Source organism: Asticcacaulis sp. YBE204, from assembly GCF_000495855.1.
Taxonomy (GTDB): Bacteria; Pseudomonadota; Alphaproteobacteria; order Caulobacterales; family Caulobacteraceae; genus Asticcacaulis.
Map to the genome: position 1 here is coordinate 219,631 of NZ_AWGF01000003.1, position 18,607 is coordinate 238,237.

The window sequence follows — 18,607 nt, forward strand, 5'->3', positions numbered from 1 at the left end:
AATCTTGCTCCTATTTAGGCGCTTCCCGGCCTTTGCGCTACATTTAGTTCGTTAATTTTGAGGGGGCGGCGTCTGGGCCAAGGTTTCCGGCGCCGGCTGGATCACGATCGGTTTCTGCGCCGGGACATAGGGCAGCGGCCCGTCGCGCTGTTCGATCTGAGGCGTCTGGATCGGCGCCGGGGCCTGATCGGTTACAGGCGCGGCGTTAGGCGGCTTGAGGGGCTGACGCGTGCCACCCGCCGCGCCGGGCTGGGCATCCATCAGTTTTGCCGTGGCCGCCGCCTTGGCGTTGAGCTTCGAGATCGGCGTGGCGTTGAGACTGCCCGCGCCGCCGGAATAGGTATCCATCATCCCGGCGAATTCGCCGTTGTAATAGACTTCGATCGCCTTGGGGTCGCCGACATCGACGATCAGCGGGATGCTCGACACCTGAGGAATGCGATAGGCCTCGCCCGCCCCCAGCTGGCGCGCGAAATAGACGGTTCCATCGGGACCGCGCATGACCAGATTGACGCTTCTCGCGGCCTGAATCGTTACGGCGGACTCCGCGGGGATCGCCCCATAGACGGCACCGCGCGGATTGAAGGCCTTGCGCATCTGAAGCGCTTCGGCGGCCGGGGCGACCTGATTGTTCTGGGCCGCGCGCTCGGCATCGATGGCGGCAAAGCCTTCCTCAAGACCGGGCGTGTAATAGGGTACGGGCACGTCCTGATCCTTGGGCGCCGCCGCCGACTGCGTCAGTTGCAGGGCATCGCGCACCAGCGGCACGCCCGGCGACCACTGGCGCGAGGTCAGGTCATTGCCCGCCGCCTGGCCTGTCCCGCCTTCGGGGGTACGCTGGAACAGGTTCCACGCCACGACCGCCACGATGACTCCCAGCGCAATGCCGCCATAGACCTTGTAATTGGGCTTGAGATCCTCGAACGCCGAGCCCACGGGGGCGCGCAGGCGATCCGACTGCGGGTCGGCAAACGACCGCTTGAACATGTCGGCCAGCATTTCCTCGTCCAGCCCCAGCGCCTTGGCATAGGCCTTCACATAGCCGATCGAAAAGGCCCGCGACGGCAACTGGTCGTAGGCGGTTTCTTCAAGCGCTTCGAGGTAGGCGCGGCGCACACGGGTGATGTCGGCGACCTGCGCCAGCGAATAGCCCTGCGCCTCGCGCGTATAGCGCAGGATATGGGCCAGGGCGTGCGGATCGGCGGCCAGTTCTTCGGCGCGCGCGCGCCCACCGGCCATGGCCTGACCCTGCGCGGCGGCGGCGGCGTCGCGTTCGGCGGTCAGGAACAGGCCCGTATAGGCCTCGTCCTCAAGCACCGTGATGTTGTCCTGCGTCGCCATTGAATCCGTCTTACTCGTACTGCACTGCCGCACGACCAAAACACAGGCCATGCCCCAAATCAATACGCCAGAAGCCTATTCCTGCCCTGTGTGCAAAACCATTGCCGAACGCGCCAACTCGGCCTAGAAGATTTTCACCGTATTCCCTGTGTAAGGATGTTTCATGCCCGCTGCTTTCGACGATTTGTGGATCGGTCAGGTCGCCTCCATCGGCGCCGGTGTCGTGTCTCAGGAGGATCTCGACAAATTTTGCAGCACCTATGCCCCCGGCTGGAACACGCAGGACGGTCTGCCTGACGCGCTGATCTTCACCCTGTGGTCGCGACTTGAAACCGAAGCGGCGACGACGTGGCCGCAGACCAAGCGCCTTGCCGTCGATGCCCTGCGCTGGTCGCGCAATCCCCCGGCGGGCGAGTTGCTGCGCGGGCGGCTGACCATAATGGGCAAGGACGCGGTCGGCGACACCAAGGGCGTCGTCATCGCCCAGCACGATCTGCTGGATGAGGCGGGCCGACTGGTCTTTTCGTGCCTGACGCGGACGGTGTTCCAGCGCAATCCGATGGCCCCTGAAGCAGATTAAGCTTTAAGATTTGACCACGAAAAACAAAACCCCGGAAGCGACAGCCTCCGGGGTTTGTTATTTTAACACGGCAATCAGCCTTAGTTGACGGTCGCGCCGCCGAGGCCCTGATTGCGCTCGATCGTCAGAGCGATCAACTTGTCCCAGGCCAGCAGCGAGGTCAGGTGCGCATAGATGTGCATCAGGGCGCCGTTGTCGCGCAGTTCGACCAGCTTTTCGCCCGACAGCTTGTTCAGCTTTTCTTCGTCGATGGCGAAATATTCGGCGATCTTTTGCGGCTCGCCCGGCGTGCCGTCCGGATTGGCCGGGCGGTAGATGGTTTCGCGCGGGGCGAACAGGTCGAGTTCCTTGAGCAGGCCGACGAAGGATTCCGTGCGGCGGCGCTCGTTCTCGAAGTCCGAGCAAAACTGCATGGCGTTCTCGACGAAGGCCGACGGCTTGTCGCCTTCGAAGAAGGGCACGTCCGGATTGTTGGCGGTGACGACCGGCGATTGCGTGTCGACGCAGAGGATCAGGCGCTCGGCCTGCTCGTCATTGGCAAAGACGAACGGATAGCGGCGGGCAAACGCCGGCAGGTAAGCGTCCGAACGGAAGACGCCTTCGGGCGACACGAACATGTTCTGACCGGCGGCCAGACCCATCGCCGCGACCGGCATCATGGATTCGCCGATGAAGACGATCGGGTAGCTCAGCGACGCCGCCGGGAATTCGGCGACCGTCAGCGGCACGACATTGGTTTCCGCCACGAAGGCGTGCGGCGTGGCCGATGCGCTGATGCCGAGCGAACCGTGGGCTTCCACGCTCAAGGGCTCGGGGTTCTTGTAAAACAGCACGTTCCCTGTGAGGAGGTTTTGATCAGACGGAGCTTGTTCCATGGTCGCTCTTTATCGGTAAGGTTTAAAAACTGAAGGAACATCGCTTCTAGCCCATGCCTGCGGGGGGACGCAAGCGGCACATCGGTTTGAGAGAAAGCAAAATGCGAGATTCGCCTGCTCTGCCTCCTCCCTATCGAGCCATAGGCGAAGATGGGGAGGTGGATTTTGGCGCGAAGCCACAAAAGACGGAGAGGGCGAAGCATACGGCGTCACCCCCCTCCACCACTCGCTAGCGCTCGCGGTCCCCCTCCCCATGCCTCCGGCACAGGGAGGAGAAGACATCAGAACCGGTACGTCAAACCCGCACGCAGGTTACGCGCCGCGCCGACCATGATGTCCTTTTGCACCGAGGTATGCTCGCGCACCTCTTCGTCGGTCACGTTGCGCAGTTCGGCGAACAGCGAGACGTTTTTATTGACCCAGTACGAACCGAACAGATTGACCGTTGTATAACCGTCGGTCGGTAGCTCGAACTCGGCCAGATCCTTATCGGCGGCCTGAACGTGACGCACCTCGATATGGGTCTTCCAGCGCTCGCCCTCGTAACCGACCGTCGCGGTCAGGGCCGACGGCGAAATGCGGGCGATATTGCCCAGATCGCTTTCGCCCTTCACGTAGTCGTAAGCCAGATCAAGGCGCACGACGCGCGCGCCCTGGCTCCACAGATTGACGCCGCCTTCGAGCTCGAAGCCGTAGAATTCGGCATCGGTCTGGACGTAGCGATAGACCGGCAAACCGTCTTCCTCGTCACCGGTCGGGCGCAGGTCGATGAAGCCGTCGAAGGTCGACGTATAGAGGTGAGCATCGAACGTAAACGCCGAGTGCTGATCCATCAGCCAGTGGCCGGTGGCCTCAAGGCTGTAGCCGACTTCGGAATCCAGCGTCCGGCTGCCGATCTCATAGGCCCCGGTTCCGGCGTGCGGGCCGTCGGCCAGCAGTTCGACGTCGGACGGTGCGCGCTCCGACCGCGTCAGGCTCAGGCCGAAGAAGGCGTGGTCCGACGGCTTGTAGAAGCCGCCCAGTGAGGCCGAGATATTGTCGAAATCTTTCGAGAACCCCGCTGCCGTAATTTCCTTGCGGTCGAAGCGCGCCCCGCCTTCGACGCCCCAGCCGCCCTTATCGAGGCGATATTGTGCATAGACACCCGCTTCGTCGGTCGTGGTCGAGGGCACGAAAGCCTCAGCGCCCACGGCTTCGAAATCGCGCGACAACAGGTTGAAGCCGACCGCGCCGGACACGTCGCCCATCTTTGAGCGCAGCAGGTTGACGCGGACTTCATGGCCGGTGGAGAAGAACTGAGTCCCCGTCTCGTCGCCCTCGAATTCGGTATGGTGATAATCCGTATAGCCCGCATCGGCGGTCAGCTTGTTGAAGCCCGCGACATCGACATTGAACGACGAGCGGACATCGTAACGCGTCTGTTTCAGGCCGATGGTGACCGGGCCTTCCGCGTCTTCGCCCTCGTGTTCGTGACCCGGCACGCCGTACAGCGTATCGGTTTGCTTGACGCCGAAGCCGACAAAGCCGAAGTCACCGATATAGGACAGGCCCGCCCCGTAGGTTTTCAGATCGACGGCGGAATTGGCCTGATGATCCGAGGTGTCCGGCGCTTCGCCTTCGGCATCGATCAAGCGGCGCGATTCCGGCCCGACCGGGGTTTCATAGTCGTCGCTTGTGCGCTTCACGGCATCGAAAGCGAAGACCCACGGTCCCTGCCCGACCTTGGCGTTGAGGCCCAGTTGCTTGCCGTTATCGACGCTGGAAGCCTGAGCCGTAAAGCGGCCCTCGACGCCGTCCTTCGCCACTGTGGTCGGGATACGGTCGTCGATGATATTGACGATGCCGCCGATAGCGTTGCCGCCGTAGATCAGGGCCGATGGGCCGCGCAGGACTTCGATGCGCTGAGCCTCCATCGGATCGGTCGCCGTGGCGTGGTCGGGCGACACCGCCGAAGCGTCCACCGCGCCCATACCGTTGTTCAGCACCAGCACGCGGAAGCCGTCGAGGCCGCGGATGACCGGGCGGCTGGCCCCCGGCGCGAAGGCCGAGGAGCGCACGCCCGGCAGCGTCGCCAGCATGTCGCCGAGGCCCTGCGCGGGTTTCTGGTCGATGGCGGCGCGGTTCAGCACGTCGACATTGCTCATCAGGGCGTCTTTCGACACGCCATAGGCCGTGCCGGTGACGATAACCTCGGTGATCTCCTCGTCTTTTTTGGGGGCGTCCTGAGCGGCGGCAGCGCTCGCAAAGGCAAGAACGGACAGGCTGGTGGTCAGGGTCAGCAGCGTGCGGGACATAGACATTCGGGGAGGCTCCAGAGATAGCAGAACGGGCGCAAACACACAGATACGCCCTAGATTTACCTCACTGTTATGTAATAACATAATTCATGTCAAGCGAGCTTTCGCCTGAATATTGCTTATCGACACGAGTCTCCCTACATAAGGGTCCGTACTCGATTAGGATTTGAGGCGTGATATGAGTGAAATGAGTCCAGTTTCAGGAGCAAAAACGAAGGAAGAGCCGCCCCTTTCAAGTTTTTGCGACGCCAAAATGGACGCTTTTCACCATACCCTTTCAGGGCGCGGCGAAATTTGTGCCCGGATACGTCGTCTGTCGCTTGTGGAGTTCACTCCACGGCGCGCCAAACTCCTGCCCGGGCACAAATTTCGCGTCGCGTCACGCCCGAAACCTAATCGAGTACGGACCCTGACATGAGCACGGCCTGCGATCACGATCACGACCATCATGACCACCATCTCGATGCCGGGGGCGTAGAAGCGCGTCTGGCCGAGGCGCGTAAGCTGTGCGAGGCGCAGGGCGAGCGCATGACCGCGCCGCGTCAGCGGACCCTGGAACTGATCCTCAGCCAGAACGCGCCGATGAAGGCCTACGACGTCATCGATCGCTTCCACCCCGACGGCGCGGCCAAGCCGCCGACCGTCTATCGTGCGCTGGGTTTCCTTGAACAGATGGGCCTGATCCACCGCATCGAGAGCCTCAACGCATTTGTGGCCTGCCAGGGTCATGACCACGACCATGATCACCCGGAACCCCACTCGGCGGCGTTTCTGCTGTGCGAGTGCTGCGGGCAGAGCGAGGAAGTCATGCTCGACCTCAGCAGCATCGATCGCAAGGCGGCCGCCAGCGGGTTCAAAGTGCGGCGCATCACGCTTGAGGCCAAGGGCCTGTGCAAGGCCTGCCAGTAGCGCGTTTTCGCCTGCCGCACGAAAAATCGTATTTCCTTTTATCCGGTTTTCTGCCTTTCTTGACGGCCCTGTATTAGGCTGTTCGCCCCTATTTGTGCCCCGATTTGTGCATTGCGTAAGAAAACCGTTCATACCTTTGGTTTAGATTGAGATCACAACCGAAAAGGTCACGATGTCAGCCGCCACCTTGCAATCCCTCGATCCCGCCTCGTTGCGGACTATTCTGGACCTGCACGTCAAGTACAAGGCGGCGCGGGCGGGCGGGCAACTGGCCAATTTCGCCTATATCGACCTGACGGGCGTCAATCTCGAAGGCGTGGACCTCAGCGACGCCATCTTCACCGGTGCCTGCCTCAACGGCGCGTCTCTGAAAGACGTCAATCTGACGCGCGCCAATCTGTTCGGGGTCGATCTGCGCAATGCCGATCTGCGGTTCGCCACGCTCGACCGCGCCGACCTGCGCGGGGCATGTCTGCGCGGGGCCAATCTGACCGGGGCCAGCCTGATCCGCTGCGACCTGCGCGAAGGCCAGATCGCCTTCAAGGACGAAAAACACGGCCTGCGCCTGATGAAGCACGAAAAGCGCGCCGGGGAACTCGACTACGCCATCCTGTCGGGAGCCGATTTGTCGGGCGCGCGGATGACCGGCACGATGGCTGTGTCCACCGATTTCCGCGACGCCCAGCTCACCGGCGCGATCCTCAGCCACGCCAAGCTGCGCAACGCCTCGCTCGACGGCGCGAACCTGTCGGGCGCCAATATGTCCTCGGCCGATATTTCCGGCGCCTCGCTTAAAGGCGCGGTGATGGTCGACACCGACACCGCCGGGATGATGACCCAGGACGCCGACCTGAGCGACGTGCTCACCGCGCCGGTCAGCGTCTATATCGACAACGAACCGCTCGACGATCTGCTCGATGCCTATGAACTGTGGTGCAAGACCGGCGGGGCCAAGGGCGCGACCCAGACCTTTGCCAGCATCGATTTCCGCGCCACCAAAACCCTGACCGGGCGCAACCTGACGGCGGCGCAGATGTCAGGCGCGATCCTCTATGGCATGGATATGCGCGGCATCCAGCTTCAGGGGGCGAACCTGTCGAACGCCGATCTGCGCGGCGCGAACCTCAGCGGGGCCGACCTGCGCGGGGCGCGGCTGGCCGGAGCCAAGATGACCAAGGCCAATCTCGACGGAGCAGACCTGTCGCCGCTCAATCTGGGGGGCGACCGCCTGATGCGCACCGACATGACCGGCGCGATCCTCAACCATGCCAATCTGAGGAACGCCGACCTGACGCGCGCGCGGTTGCTCGAAGCCCGCCTCGACGAAGTCCGCGATCAAGGCTGCAACTATACGCTGGCCGAACGGTAATCATTTATCAAATCGCGCGTCGCCCCACACGGTGGAGACCGCCGCGTCCTTGTCGGCCTGCACGATCAGTTCGACGACCTTGACGCCCGCCACATCCGCCGTGAGTTCCGTCGCCGCCTCACCATAGGCCAACGGTTTCGACTCGGCCAATAAACGCCCGTCGCCATAGACCTGAAACGTCACGGCGGCCTTACGGTTGCGCGTCGCGGCATCGACGCCCACAGAGGCCACAAAGCGCCGGTATTCGCCGTTCGCCTGTACCTCCATCCGTGAGCCGGACAGGATACCGATCCCATAGGCAAAGGCCTTTTCGCCGACGGTCAGTTCGGTGCCGTAAGGGCTGGCGTCGGCCTGAGCGCCACCCCAGCCTGCGTACATCGGCGTGTCGCCGCCACGTCCGGCGCTGAGGCGCGTCGGCTGATAGATATGCGGATCGCCTTCCGGGAAGGGAATGCCGTCCGCCGCCACATTGATGCGCCCCGGGATTTCCGACAGATAGGTCCCCTGCCCCAGCCGGTGCGTGCCTTCCGCTTCGAAGACGAGGGTTTCATGCGCGCCCAGCGTAAATTTCTGACTGCCGGTAAAGGCGGGCAAGGTGTCCTTGGTCCAAAGATTGCGCAGGACCACCGGCTTTGCGGCATCGAACTTCAGGTCGCGCGCGGTCAGGGACACCGTTTTCGCCGCCTCGCTGCGGTTGAACAGGGCGACGGCTGTCTTACCATTGCTCAGAGTCTTGACCAGAATCTGCACGTCGTCCGACCGATAGGCCAGCACGGCCTGATGGCCGCCTTTGTCCTGATTGACGGCCACAAGGTCGGCATTGCCCCAGATATCGATCAGCGCTTTCGGCGCCCCGCGCAGGTCGTAGCCGATCAGCAGCGGTGCATTGAGCATGGCCCACAGGGCGAAATGGCTCTTCGCTTCGGTCATGTGATTGACGTCGAAATCGCCCTTGCCGACAAACAGCATATCCGGATCGTTCCAACGCCCCGGTCCGGCGTACAAGGGCCGCGTCACGGCGCTATCGAACGAATGCAGCATCGAGCCCCAGGTCGGGTTGATGTCGTAGCTGGTGCGCCACAGATTGCCGACGTCCTTGCCCCAGGTCCGCACATCGGCGCGGCCCCACGAACAGATCGACAGGACGTAGTCGTTGTCGGGATTGTACTTGCGCAGGGAGTCCGCCACCTCGACATACATGGCCTTGAGGTCTTCGGGCTTGTCGAGCGCCGGACGGTCTCTCGCGATCAGCGGTTCGCGGACGCGGTAACCGGGCGTGGTGATCACCTTGGCCGTCGCCGTATAATCGGCCACCCCGCAGGCATCGATCTTGATATAGTCGAAACCCCAGTCGGTGAAGAACAGCTTCAGGTCCTGATCGACGTGGCCTTCGAGGCCGACTTCGCGTTCGGCCACCGTGCCTTCGGGCAGGTTCGGCGATTTCAGATCCCAGGCCTGCGAACAGGCATTGCGGCCGATCTCGGAATAGATCCCGGCCTTGAGCCCCATACTGTGCAGTTTGTCGGTGAACGGCCTGAAGCTCGTGTCTTTGCCCTTGATCGCCGCGCTGGGGAAGATCGCGGTGCGGATTTCCAGCCGCCCGTCGCTCTGCCGGCGCTTGAGCCACCAGCCGTCGTCGATATTGACATAGACGTAGCCGAGTTTCGCCAGCCCCGTATCGACCAGAGCTTCGGCGGCCCCCATGACCTTGTCTTCGGACACCTCGATGCGGAAGGCGTTGAACGAGTTCCAGCCCATCGGCGGGGTCTGCGCCTGCCCGGTCTGATGCGCGGTCCATTTGCCTGTGGGGGACAGCGGATCATCTGCCGCATGGGCCGTCAGCACAAGGCTCAGGCCAGCAAGGATCGACGTCGTCAACCAACGCAGCTTCATAGCGCACTCCCATGTCTCTTATCGTTGATACGTATTTATCATACAATAATTGGGAGTCGAGTGAAGAGATAGGGTGGGTGTTCAGCGGTTGAGTATCGGCTAGGGATTTTTGCCGAAAGACGTAAGTCTGGCCGCAAGGCCGAAACGCCGCCTCGATGTGAACATCGGGGCAAGTTTCCAACGTAGCGGGCGGCAACAAAGACCAGCCGAGACGACCCGATGAGCGCCCACCCTATCTCCTATAACCAGCCCTTGATGCGGAACCAGACCAGCGGCCCGACCGCCGAGGCGATCATCGCGCCCACCACCACCGGATAGGCCCAGGGCTGATGCAGTTCGGGCATATATTCGAAGTTCATCCCGTACAGCGACGCGATCAAAGTCGGCGGCAGGAAGGCCACCGAGGCCACCGAAACGATCTTGATCGTCGTGTTCTGCTCCAGATTGATCATCCCCAGCGCGGCCTCGTGCAGATAGGCGATATTACCCGACACGAAGGCCGCGTGATCGTTGAGCGAGGACACGTCCTTTTCCAGCGTGCGCAGGTGTTCGTGAAAGGCGTCATAAGCCTCCTTCGTGCCGATCAGGTCGAGCGGCAGACCTCGCGCATAAAGCAAAAGCCGTCCCAGAGAGACGAGACTGTCGCGGATGCGCGCCGTGTCGCTCTGACAGCCGCCCAGTTCGCGCAGGACCTTTTCGAGGTTGCGGCCCTTTTTGGGGGCAAAGATGCGCGACGAAATGCCCTCGACCATGCCAGACGCCCGTTCCAGCAAATCGGCTGTGCGGTCGATCAGCACATCGAGCAGATTGCCGAACGCCTCCGCCGGATAGCTGCACAGGTCGGGCTGACGCACCACGCGGTCGGCGAAGATCGAGAACGATTTCGGGTCGATATAGCGGATGGTGATCAGGTGTTCTTCGTGCAGGACGAAGGTCACCGGCCCGGATTGAAGCTGATCCTGCCCGCCGTGGAAGGCCAGTTGCGCCGTCATGAAGGCCGCCCCGTCATCGACATAGAGCCGCGAGGAAAACTCGATCTCTTCCATGTCTTCGCGCGTCGGCAGGTTGAGGCCCACCACGCCCTCGACATAATGTTCCTCTTCGCGGTCGGGCGTGTAGAGGTCGATCCATACCATTTCCGGCGTGATGTCGCACCAGCCGGATTCGCCGCCCTCGTCGGGCTCGATCGGATGCACGGCGGACATCGCGCCTTCGGCAGCGTCGCTGCGACTGTAGATATTGAGCATGGAACGCCCCCTGAATTACCTCTCAAGACCTACAGGGAATCGATTGCGACGCCAATGCAAAACGCCGCCCGGAGACCGGACGGCGTTTTGAAACTTATGAGCCTGAACTCAGGCCTTTTTCTTGGTAGCGGCCTTGTCGTCCGTCTCGGCGACCTTCTTGGTTGCGGTTTTGGACTTGGCAGAGGTCTTCTCCGCCTTGTCCGAAGCGTCGGCGACCTTAATGGCCTTCTTCGAGGATTTCGACTCGGCCTTTTCAGCGACCTTGGTCTTGCTGGAAGATTTTTTGGCGTCGGCCTTCTCGGCCACTTCGGTCTTGGTCGGCTTCTTGGAAGGCGTTTTGTCCGCCTTTACATCCTTGGCCGGGGCCTTCGCAGCGATGACTTTTTCGGTAGCCTTCACCGGCGCGGCGGGCGCATCTTCATTCAGCTTTTGAGCGGCCAGTTCCTGCCCCTTGGGGGCGTCGGCATCGGCGATCAGGGTGGCAGCGAGCGCCTTGTTCTGGGTTTTGGCAGAGGTCTTGATGACACTCTTGGAAGTCTTGTCGATCTTGCTGACGGCGGGCTTATCCAGCACCTGCGTCACGAGATTCTGGCCCATTTCCTGGCCTTTTTGCGCGGCCTGATAGATGAAGCCGTAGGTCGGATAGACCGTGGTGCCGAGGTCGGCGATCGGGCCGTACCACACCTTGACCTTGGACCAGTCACCCTTGTCGGAGACGTCAACGACGGTGACGTCCTTTTCGACCTGCCCGCGCGAACCGTTGATCGGCGACCAGTTGGCGTGGGTGATCTGAATGACGCGTTCGGTGACGACTTGCGAAACGACGGCCACGTGGCCCAGTTTCATCTTGCCTTGCGGGCGGAAGACCAGAACCGCGCCGGCCTTAGGCGAAAAACCCTTGTCGTACTTGCCGGAAGCGCCTTCCCACCAGGTCCACGCGTCACCGAAGATGTTCATGCCCGTGATCGAGCGGGCGAAGGTGACACATTGCCAGTAGGGGGACTTCTTTTCAGCGGCCTGAGTGCTGGTTGCACCGAAAGCCAGAACCGCCGATAACGCCAATACGCTTAGTTTTTTCAGCACGCACGCACTCCATTTGGGGCCTGATCGAGCCGGTGCGCGTCTGCGTCATCCGTACTCTTAGGGGTCTTACAGGGGGTGGCTGCGGGTGGAAAAGTTAAGACGTAAACGCCCGCAACATTTTTACTACGAGGCTTTGATATATAACTTACACAAGTTTACAAAGTCTTTATTTTGGTTAACGTGGTAAAATTCCCACATTTCACCATGCCTCGCGGCCATATGTGGCGAAAATGTTGTTAAACATCAGTTAACTATAAATACGAGTGCGCTGCGAAAAAATTTGGGGGCAAATTCACCCTTTTGGCGAATTCACCCCCATCGGACTATGGAATCCTTATTTTTCGCACAGCGACTCTTATTAACGCGCCATCTGATAGGCGAGTCGGTAGCGGACCTTGTCGCCGATATGGCGGATCACTTTCCGGAACGGCAGTTCGACCAGATGGTGCCCCAGCATGGCGACCGGCACGATGGCGACCAGACCGGCGAACCACCACATGAACGGCAGCGGCGCGTCCCCCGTCCCCAGCACCATGCCCGCGACGTTGAGATAGATCCACTTCCACGGCACATAGACCATGTACATGGCGAACGAGACCTCACCCAGATAGACCATGACACGGTTGCCCATGATGCCGTCATTGCCGAGCCCACCAACACAGAGCAGCATCAGGCCCAGCGCCACAACGATCAGGGCGTCGAACGGCAGCCAGGTCGCCGCGACCAGCGCCGTCAGAGACGCCGCGGCGGCCCCGATCAGGGCGATGGTGCGCGACTTAACCGCGCCGGACCGCCACAGCAAATAGAGCGAACAACCGAGCATGAAGGCCGGGACGATGCGCAGCGCGCCCCAGAACACCGTCGCGCGCGTCAGCGGGAAGCCCATGAAGACTTCGAAGATGAGATAGAGGCTGGTCAGGAAGGCGGCGCTGAGGCCGAGCGCCAGCCATGGACGGTAGCGCATCGACCATGCGACCGTGCCGAAGACCGGGAACAAGAGATAGGCGAACCATTCCGCCGAGATCGACCAGGACGGGTGGTTGAAGGCGGCTTCGGGTGCCAGCCCCCAGGCCTGAACGAGGAACAGGTGCGCGGGCAAGGCTTCCCAGTTGACGAGGTTCTTGTCGACGCTCATCCCCTTGAACGTCGCCGCCGCCCACAGCAGGATGGCGAACAACAGCGTCGCCATATGCAGGGGATAGATGCGCGCCAGTCGGTTGACGATGAACGATCCATACTGAAACCGTCCGTCGCCGAGGCTGCTTAAGTACACATGGCTCAGAATGAAACCGGACAGGACGAAGAACAGATCGACCCCCAGATAGCCCTTGTCGACGATGCCGAGCGGGATCGCCCCTTGCAGGGCGGGCCAGTAGCTGAACAGGATCACCCAGACCGCCGCGAAAAAACGCAGCGAGGTCAGGGGCTTGATGTCGGTTGCCGCGACCTGCGCGACGGTGGCTCGGATCGAAGAGGTCATGGTGCGGGGGCCTCAGGTTTGCCCGTTTCGGGCGGGTGACTGTTCCAAAATGCGCCGGTGAGGCGAATTTCAGTCGATCTGTGCAGGTTTCGTGCCCTTTACAGGCGTAGTGGACACGAAAACGCCCTGCGGCCAAACCTGCCACAGGGCGCTTAAGATCGGATGAACCCGGTAGGATTTTCCTCATTCATACTCCCCCGCCACGCGGGGGAGATGTCCGGTTTACCGGACAGAGGGGGGCCTTACCGGCAGAGGCAATAAACAGCGAAAGTGCAGAAGAAACCTGAGCAAGGCCCCCACCGTCTTTTGCCGCTACGCGTCAAAACCACGGCACGGGCCGCCCCGCTCCCCGCCACGCCGGGGGAGTATAAATACGGCCTACTTCTGCTTCCAGCTGCCGGACTCGTCCTTGTAGAACTGACCGGGCTTGAGGTTCGGGAAGATCGTCGTCGTGAAGGCCGAGGCTCCGGCGGCGGCGGGCGAGACGCCGTTCTTGGCGGCGGCTTCGGCGAACACCTTGGCACGACCGGCGTTGATTTCGTCCACCGCGTCCTTGGTGGCGGCATCGGCCGAGCCCTTGACGAGGCCGAGATAACCGTCGGACTGCTCACCGACGGTGCCTGCGGCCTTGGCGGCGTCGACGGTCGCCTTGGCGGCGGATTGCGCATAGGCGGGGGTGTTGAGAGCCACGGTACCGGCCAGAACCGCCGACGACACCACTACAGCGCTCAGAATAGAGAAAAGAGTCTTTTTCATCGGTTATTCCTTAGAACAGATCGGGGTTTTCTTTGACCAGCGCCTTCACGTCCTCATCGAGGCTGATGCGCACATTGTGGTCAAGCTTGGCATAGATGGTGATCGGCTCCACCTGGAGACGGATCGTCGGGGTACACGCGGCGAGCATTGCCGCTCCGGCCAGAACGATGGCCGCCGCGCCCGCCCGCGCGGGGAACAATTTGGACATGTAAAACTCCGTCTCAGGAAATGGCGTGAACATACATCTATAAGATATAGGCTGAACGCAGTCTGAATGGAAATTACATTTTCCGTCTGGCATCGCGTTCAATTTTCCGAAAACAATCTGGGACCTTTCGAAGACTTGGTCACAGAGTCGTCTTCGCCCAGCCTTATCCAGGCAATGCCCTGTCCCTTCTCATATAAATAGATGGAAAAGGTATAGCTTATGCCGGGTTCGGCGGTCGTTGAAATGGCGCATTCAGCATTGGTCCAGTTCAGGCAGGTTACGGTAAAAACGGCCCGTCGGCATTCTGAATCGTAACAGGTTTTGACCTTTACCCTGTAACCGAGATGGTTAAAGCTATCACCTTTGCGATAGGTCCCCGTGGGTGCGTAAAACAAAAACCTGCCAGATTTTATACATTTGAAACCGACACCGCTGCAATCGAACAGCGGTTCGCGCCACGTGCCTCGACCGTCGTTTAGTCTCTCGATAGAGCCGAGGGAAATTTCGCTATCCGTGAATTCTATAAACTCCTTACTGGACAGATATAGAGATTCACCGGCAATAGCAGGGGTCGTCATACTTAAAAAAGCTGCGCCCAAACAAGACATCCTGATCATTCCGCGCTCCACGGCCCATCCTGTTTTGAGACGGTTTACTTTTTCGGGCTCCAGTCGAAGCCGCCGCGTTTTTGCACGGCGATGACGTCGCTGAGGATCTGGCCCAGATTATAGTTGACGTCGAGGTTCAGGTTGACCGGCGTATCTGACGGCAGGTCGATCGGCTGCTGGGCGATACGCCCGCGCAGGAATTCGAACAGCGGGATCTTCGCTTCCCTGCGCTCAGGCGGATCGTACTTGCCCTGAATATGGAAGTTGAAGCCCAGAATGCCCTTATCGTTGGTGCCGATATAGGCGTCGAGATTCGAATAGGCGAGATGCTCCATCGCCTGATAGGCGAAGTTTTCCAGCGTGTTGGCCGGGGCCGCCGTGATGGTTTTCGCGCCCCCCCCTTCGACGGTCTGCGTGACCTTGCCGTCCGGCGTCACGTCCTGAAGTCCGGCGCGCTTGATCGAGATGCGGCCCGGACCGTCGCCCTTGAGGAAGCCCCTTGCGACCGTGATCTTGTCGTCCTTGAACTCGAACGGCACGCGACCCGACACGCGACCCACGAAATCGACATCCTTGCCAAACGCGCTGGCCTCGACGACCTTGCCAAAATCGACGTGCTCGAAATAGAGCGCGCCCTTGAGGCCCTTGGCAAGGTCGAACGGCACGTCCATCGGCTCCAGCGCGAAGACCCCGCCGGGGCTGGTCACATTGGCACGCTCCAGTTTCAGCGTTTCGCCCGCGAACTGCATGACCGCGGTCACGTCGGTCAACGGCACGAAGCTGGTCACCTTGTTGACCGTGATCGTCTGGCCCGGCGCGGAGTTGAGCGGTGACAGGTTGTCGAAAACGATGCGCCCGTTCAGCCCTTCGGCCAGACCGGCGGGGCTGGTGAAGGTCAGGTTCTGCAACAGGGCCGTGCCGCCGCTGACCGAGCCGTCCTTCGACCAGCCGACATAGCCCGTGAAATCGATATGGCCGGTGGTGTCGCGCGCCATGACTCCGGCCACCAGCGGCGTCAGGTCGAGCGGTTGCAGCTTGTCCGGAGTAAAGGTCAGGTTCGGTGTGGTGATATCGAGCCGCCCTGCCCCCGTCGCGAGGTCGGAGGTCAGAACCACGTCGGCGACCGAGTCCGGCGCACGTTTGCGCACGACCGGATCGGCGGCATAGACCTTGAGCCTGCCATCGAGCGTCTTGCGGCCCTGCGCCACGTCGCCGGTGACGACGACCGGGTGGAAGCGCGGGATTTCCAGCGCATCGGCGGCGGCGAGGTTGTCCAGCGCGACTTTGAATCCGACGCCCTGTGTATCAGCGAAGGTAAAAGCGTCAAAGCGGCCCTTGCCGCCGTTGAGCTTGACCTGAAAATCGGGGGCGTCGGCGATCAGGGTATCGAAAGTACCCTGCGCCCGCCATTGACTGCCGGACATGCTGAACAGCGGCGCGTCGACCGGGCACAGGCGCGTCGTGACATTGGTCATCCGCCCGCCGATATCGGCCCGGTCGGCGGTGACGTTGGTGCATTGATCCAGCCGCACATCGAGGCCGGTCGGCGTGGTGATAAAGCGCCCATCGGCCTTCAGCTTCACACCATAGGCCGGGGCGAAGTTGAACGCCGTCTCTATATTCAGTCGTCCTGACACCGCACCTTCGGAACCGATGCCCATATCGGTGACGCGCGCCGTCAGGGCGGGCAGATCTCCGCCCGCCGTCGTCAGGGTCAGAGCTCCCCGCCCGCGCGATGAAATCAGCACCTGATTGCCACCGGGGGCCACGCGGATTTCGCCGCCGCTTTTCGGGCGGATGATTGCGGTTTTGGTCAGTTTCACGTCGAAGTCGTTATTGACCAGGGTGACGCGCACGCCTTCGGCCCTGAGGCTGAAACGGTCGACCGCCCGCAGCATCGCCACCATTACGTCCGGCCCTTCCGGCGCGGCGGGGACCGGCGGGGTGCCGGGCGGCAGGCGCGTATTCGACAGTTCGGCGGCGCGGCGGCCTTCGGCCAGCACCTTGACGCGGTCGTCGGCCAGCGGGGCCAGTCCCTGATAGCGACCGTCGGCGCTGTTGATATCGGTATCAAGCGCCAGTTCAAAGCCCTGCGTGTTCGAGCGCCCCTGCCCGTCCAGTCGCGCGGTCACCGTATCGAGGATCAGATCGTTCTGAGCGATGCGCGCGGCCCTGGCTTGGCCGTGGAAGCCGAATTCCAGTCCCTGCTCACCCTGCGCCAATGCAAACTCCGGAAGGGTCACCGCCGCGTCTTTCAGGAACAACGTATCCTGACGCAGCACCCCGACCGTGCCGTGCAGCGGCCCTTTGAGCGTCACCACCGCCGTCTCATTCAGATTCAGATCGGCCTTGAGGCTGAGATCCTGCCCTTCGAAGCTTAAGCTCCGGCTGTCGATCGTGCCGGTTTGCAGGCTGTCAGCGCGCGACAGCAGCCGGGTCGTGCCATCAAACGTCAGGCGCGTGTTTTCGACGTCCATCCGGCCTTCGATCGCCGTATTGGCTTCGAATACTGTCACATCGGCGGCGGCACCCTGCATCCCGGCAGCGCGGACGGCAAAACGGCCACTGACCAGCCCGTCGAAGCCCGACAGCGGCGATTTGCGCGCGGCCTCTTCGGACAACTGACGATAGGGGACGCGCAGATTGAGGTCGGTATGGACGCCCTGCATATGGGTGTCGGGATCGCCCTCGACGTCCGATGTCTTGAGCACCAACTCTTCTGCCGACAGGCGCGCCTCGATGCGCAGGGCCTCGCCCGCCTCGGCGTCCTTTTCGGCGCGGATACGAACATAGCCCGCCGACAGATGGCCCTGCGCCATCTGGCCGTCGAGGTCTGCCGGTTTCAGGTTCAGGTCGAGCGCCGTCAGACGCCCCTTGACCAGATTGAGCCCGCCGGTCGCGCCAATAGTGCCGTAATCGGTGCGCACGCGGATGCGGGCGTCTTCGACCAGGATATTTTCGGGCGGATCGCCGCCGGGACCGGCGCTGCCCTTGAGCAGCTTGTCCAGCGTACCGAAGCCGAAACCCGACTTGTCGTAGGCGAAACTCAGGTCGGGGCGGACCAGATGTACCGAGCGCAGCCGCGTCAGGGGCTGGCCGAAATTGAAGAAATTCAGATCGTAATCGACATCGAAGCGCTCGATGACCAGATCGGGCTTGCCGGGCGCCCCCAGAACCGCACGGCCCGAGACGCTCTTCAGGCTTAGGCTATCGATGCGCAGTTCCGCCGGAATGCCCTGCGCCTTGAGCCAGTTCTGGGCGATTTCGCGGGCGATGTCCTTGCGCGCGGCGTAGGTGATAACGCCGACGGCCGCGGCGCTCCACAGGGTCAGCAGCAACCAGCCCCCGGCGCGCAGACGACGCTTGCGGCGTTTGGACCGGTTATCGGACCGCGGATTGTCGCCCCCGCCGCCATCACCACCGGAACCGCCGGATGCACCGCCGCCACCCCGGCCTTTGGGGCCGGGCTTTTTTCCCTGTCCAACGACACGGGTGAAGCTGGAATGCGACGGCAGGCGGACGGGGAACATCAGTTCATTCCCGTCGGTCGGCGAGTCGTAAGGCAGGTCCAGAGTGCGCAAACAGGTCTTCGTCTGTAAAAATAGCGGAAGGATGTTTTACTATGCCACGCATGTCTTAAAAATTCCGGCCTTTTTCGATTCTTTTTTAACCCTGATATCGCGTCGCCGACACTTACAATGACGTTAAGGCGGCGAATCTGTTCCGTCGGCGGACGGCTCGCCTGCAAATTCTTAACGAATAGTGACTGGTTTTCGTCACTTAGAATGAATACCGCGATTATAAAATTCCCGTAAGCGGGACATCAAAGCGCCGCGATTAAGGGCGATATTAACCTTCTCGGCCTATTGAGGATGCCGGAATACCGGTATCGCGTATAGGTTTTGTCGGCATAACGCCGCTGTCGCTGCCTTATTGTCGCCTTATTTTGGCGTAAGCAGGG

At 61.5% G+C, this 18,607-nt stretch carries 14 protein-coding genes; 3 read left to right on the plus strand and 11 right to left on the minus strand.

The window, feature by feature from the left end; genetic code table 11:
• Positions 1 to 51: 51 nt before the first annotated feature.
• Positions 52 to 1,341: a RodZ family helix-turn-helix domain-containing protein gene (locus AEYBE204_RS27010; RefSeq protein WP_023461568.1), complete on the minus strand. Its 1,290-nt coding sequence runs from the start codon at positions 1,339 to 1,341 to the stop codon at positions 52 to 54.
• A 163-nt stretch (positions 1,342 to 1,504) separates the two neighbouring features.
• Here AEYBE204_RS27010 and AEYBE204_RS27015 point away from each other — a divergent pair, with 163 nt between their 5' ends.
• Positions 1,505 to 1,921 (plus strand): acyl dehydratase, encoded by a 417-nt coding sequence (locus AEYBE204_RS27015; protein WP_023461569.1) that lies wholly within the window; start codon positions 1,505 to 1,507, stop codon positions 1,919 to 1,921.
• Positions 1,922 to 2,001: 80 nt separating this feature from the next.
• Here AEYBE204_RS27015 and AEYBE204_RS27020 read toward each other — a convergent pair whose 3' ends face one another.
• Positions 2,002 to 2,796 carry a SapC family protein gene (locus tag AEYBE204_RS27020; protein ID WP_023461570.1) on the minus strand — a complete coding sequence of 265 codons (795 nt, stop codon included), beginning with the start codon at positions 2,794 to 2,796 and terminating at the stop codon, positions 2,002 to 2,004.
• 281 nt (positions 2,797 to 3,077) lie between these two features.
• Positions 3,078 to 5,096: a TonB-dependent receptor gene (locus AEYBE204_RS27025; protein WP_052019308.1), complete on the minus strand. Its 2,019-nt coding sequence runs from the start codon at positions 5,094 to 5,096 to the stop codon at positions 3,078 to 3,080.
• Positions 5,097 to 5,507: 411 nt separating this feature from the next.
• Here AEYBE204_RS27025 and AEYBE204_RS27030 point away from each other — a divergent pair, with 411 nt between their 5' ends.
• Together AEYBE204_RS27030 and AEYBE204_RS27035 are read left to right on the plus strand one after the other, a co-directional pair.
• A complete protein-coding gene (locus AEYBE204_RS27030; RefSeq protein WP_023461572.1) occupies positions 5,508 to 6,002 on the plus strand; it encodes a Fur family transcriptional regulator in 495 nt (164 codons plus the stop codon).
• Between the two features lie 172 nt (positions 6,003 to 6,174).
• Positions 6,175 to 7,371: a pentapeptide repeat-containing protein gene (locus tag AEYBE204_RS27035; RefSeq protein ID WP_023461573.1), complete on the plus strand. Its 1,197-nt coding sequence runs from the start codon at positions 6,175 to 6,177 to the stop codon at positions 7,369 to 7,371.
• On the opposite strand, the gene AEYBE204_RS27040 is transcribed toward AEYBE204_RS27035, so the two are convergent.
• The 8 genes from AEYBE204_RS27040 to AEYBE204_RS27070 all read right to left on the minus strand — a co-directional run bounded on the left by AEYBE204_RS27040 (position 7,372) and on the right by AEYBE204_RS27070 (position 18,227).
• Positions 7,372 to 9,264: an NPCBM/NEW2 domain-containing protein gene (locus AEYBE204_RS27040; RefSeq protein ID WP_023461574.1), complete on the minus strand. Its 1,893-nt coding sequence runs from the start codon at positions 9,262 to 9,264 to the stop codon at positions 7,372 to 7,374.
• A 239-nt stretch (positions 9,265 to 9,503) separates the two neighbouring features.
• Complete coding sequence (locus tag AEYBE204_RS27045) at positions 9,504 to 10,511, minus strand: magnesium transporter CorA family protein (protein ID WP_023461575.1); 1,008 nt, start codon at positions 10,509 to 10,511, stop codon at positions 9,504 to 9,506.
• 108 nt (positions 10,512 to 10,619) lie between these two features.
• Positions 10,620 to 11,594 (minus strand): CHAP domain-containing protein, encoded by a 975-nt coding sequence (locus AEYBE204_RS39875; protein WP_023461576.1) that lies wholly within the window; start codon positions 11,592 to 11,594, stop codon positions 10,620 to 10,622.
• Between the two features lie 358 nt (positions 11,595 to 11,952).
• Positions 11,953 to 13,074 (minus strand): acyltransferase, encoded by a 1,122-nt coding sequence (locus tag AEYBE204_RS27055; RefSeq protein ID WP_023461577.1) that lies wholly within the window; start codon positions 13,072 to 13,074, stop codon positions 11,953 to 11,955.
• Positions 13,075 to 13,452: 378 nt separating this feature from the next.
• Positions 13,453 to 13,830 carry a YdbL family protein gene (locus AEYBE204_RS27060; protein ID WP_023461578.1) on the minus strand — a complete coding sequence of 126 codons (378 nt, stop codon included), beginning with the start codon at positions 13,828 to 13,830 and terminating at the stop codon, positions 13,453 to 13,455.
• 10 nt (positions 13,831 to 13,840) lie between these two features.
• On the minus strand, positions 13,841 to 14,038 hold the full coding sequence (locus AEYBE204_RS27065) for a YnbE family lipoprotein (protein ID WP_023461579.1): 198 nt from the start codon (positions 14,036 to 14,038) through the stop codon (positions 13,841 to 13,843).
• A 98-nt stretch (positions 14,039 to 14,136) separates the two neighbouring features.
• Positions 14,137 to 14,655 carry a hypothetical protein gene (locus AEYBE204_RS0120035; RefSeq protein ID WP_155908290.1) on the minus strand — a complete coding sequence of 173 codons (519 nt, stop codon included), beginning with the start codon at positions 14,653 to 14,655 and terminating at the stop codon, positions 14,137 to 14,139.
• A gap of 35 nt (positions 14,656 to 14,690) precedes the next feature.
• Complete coding sequence (locus tag AEYBE204_RS27070) at positions 14,691 to 18,227, minus strand: YdbH domain-containing protein (RefSeq protein ID WP_023461580.1); 3,537 nt, start codon at positions 18,225 to 18,227, stop codon at positions 14,691 to 14,693.
• Positions 18,228 to 18,607: the final 380 nt, after the last annotated feature.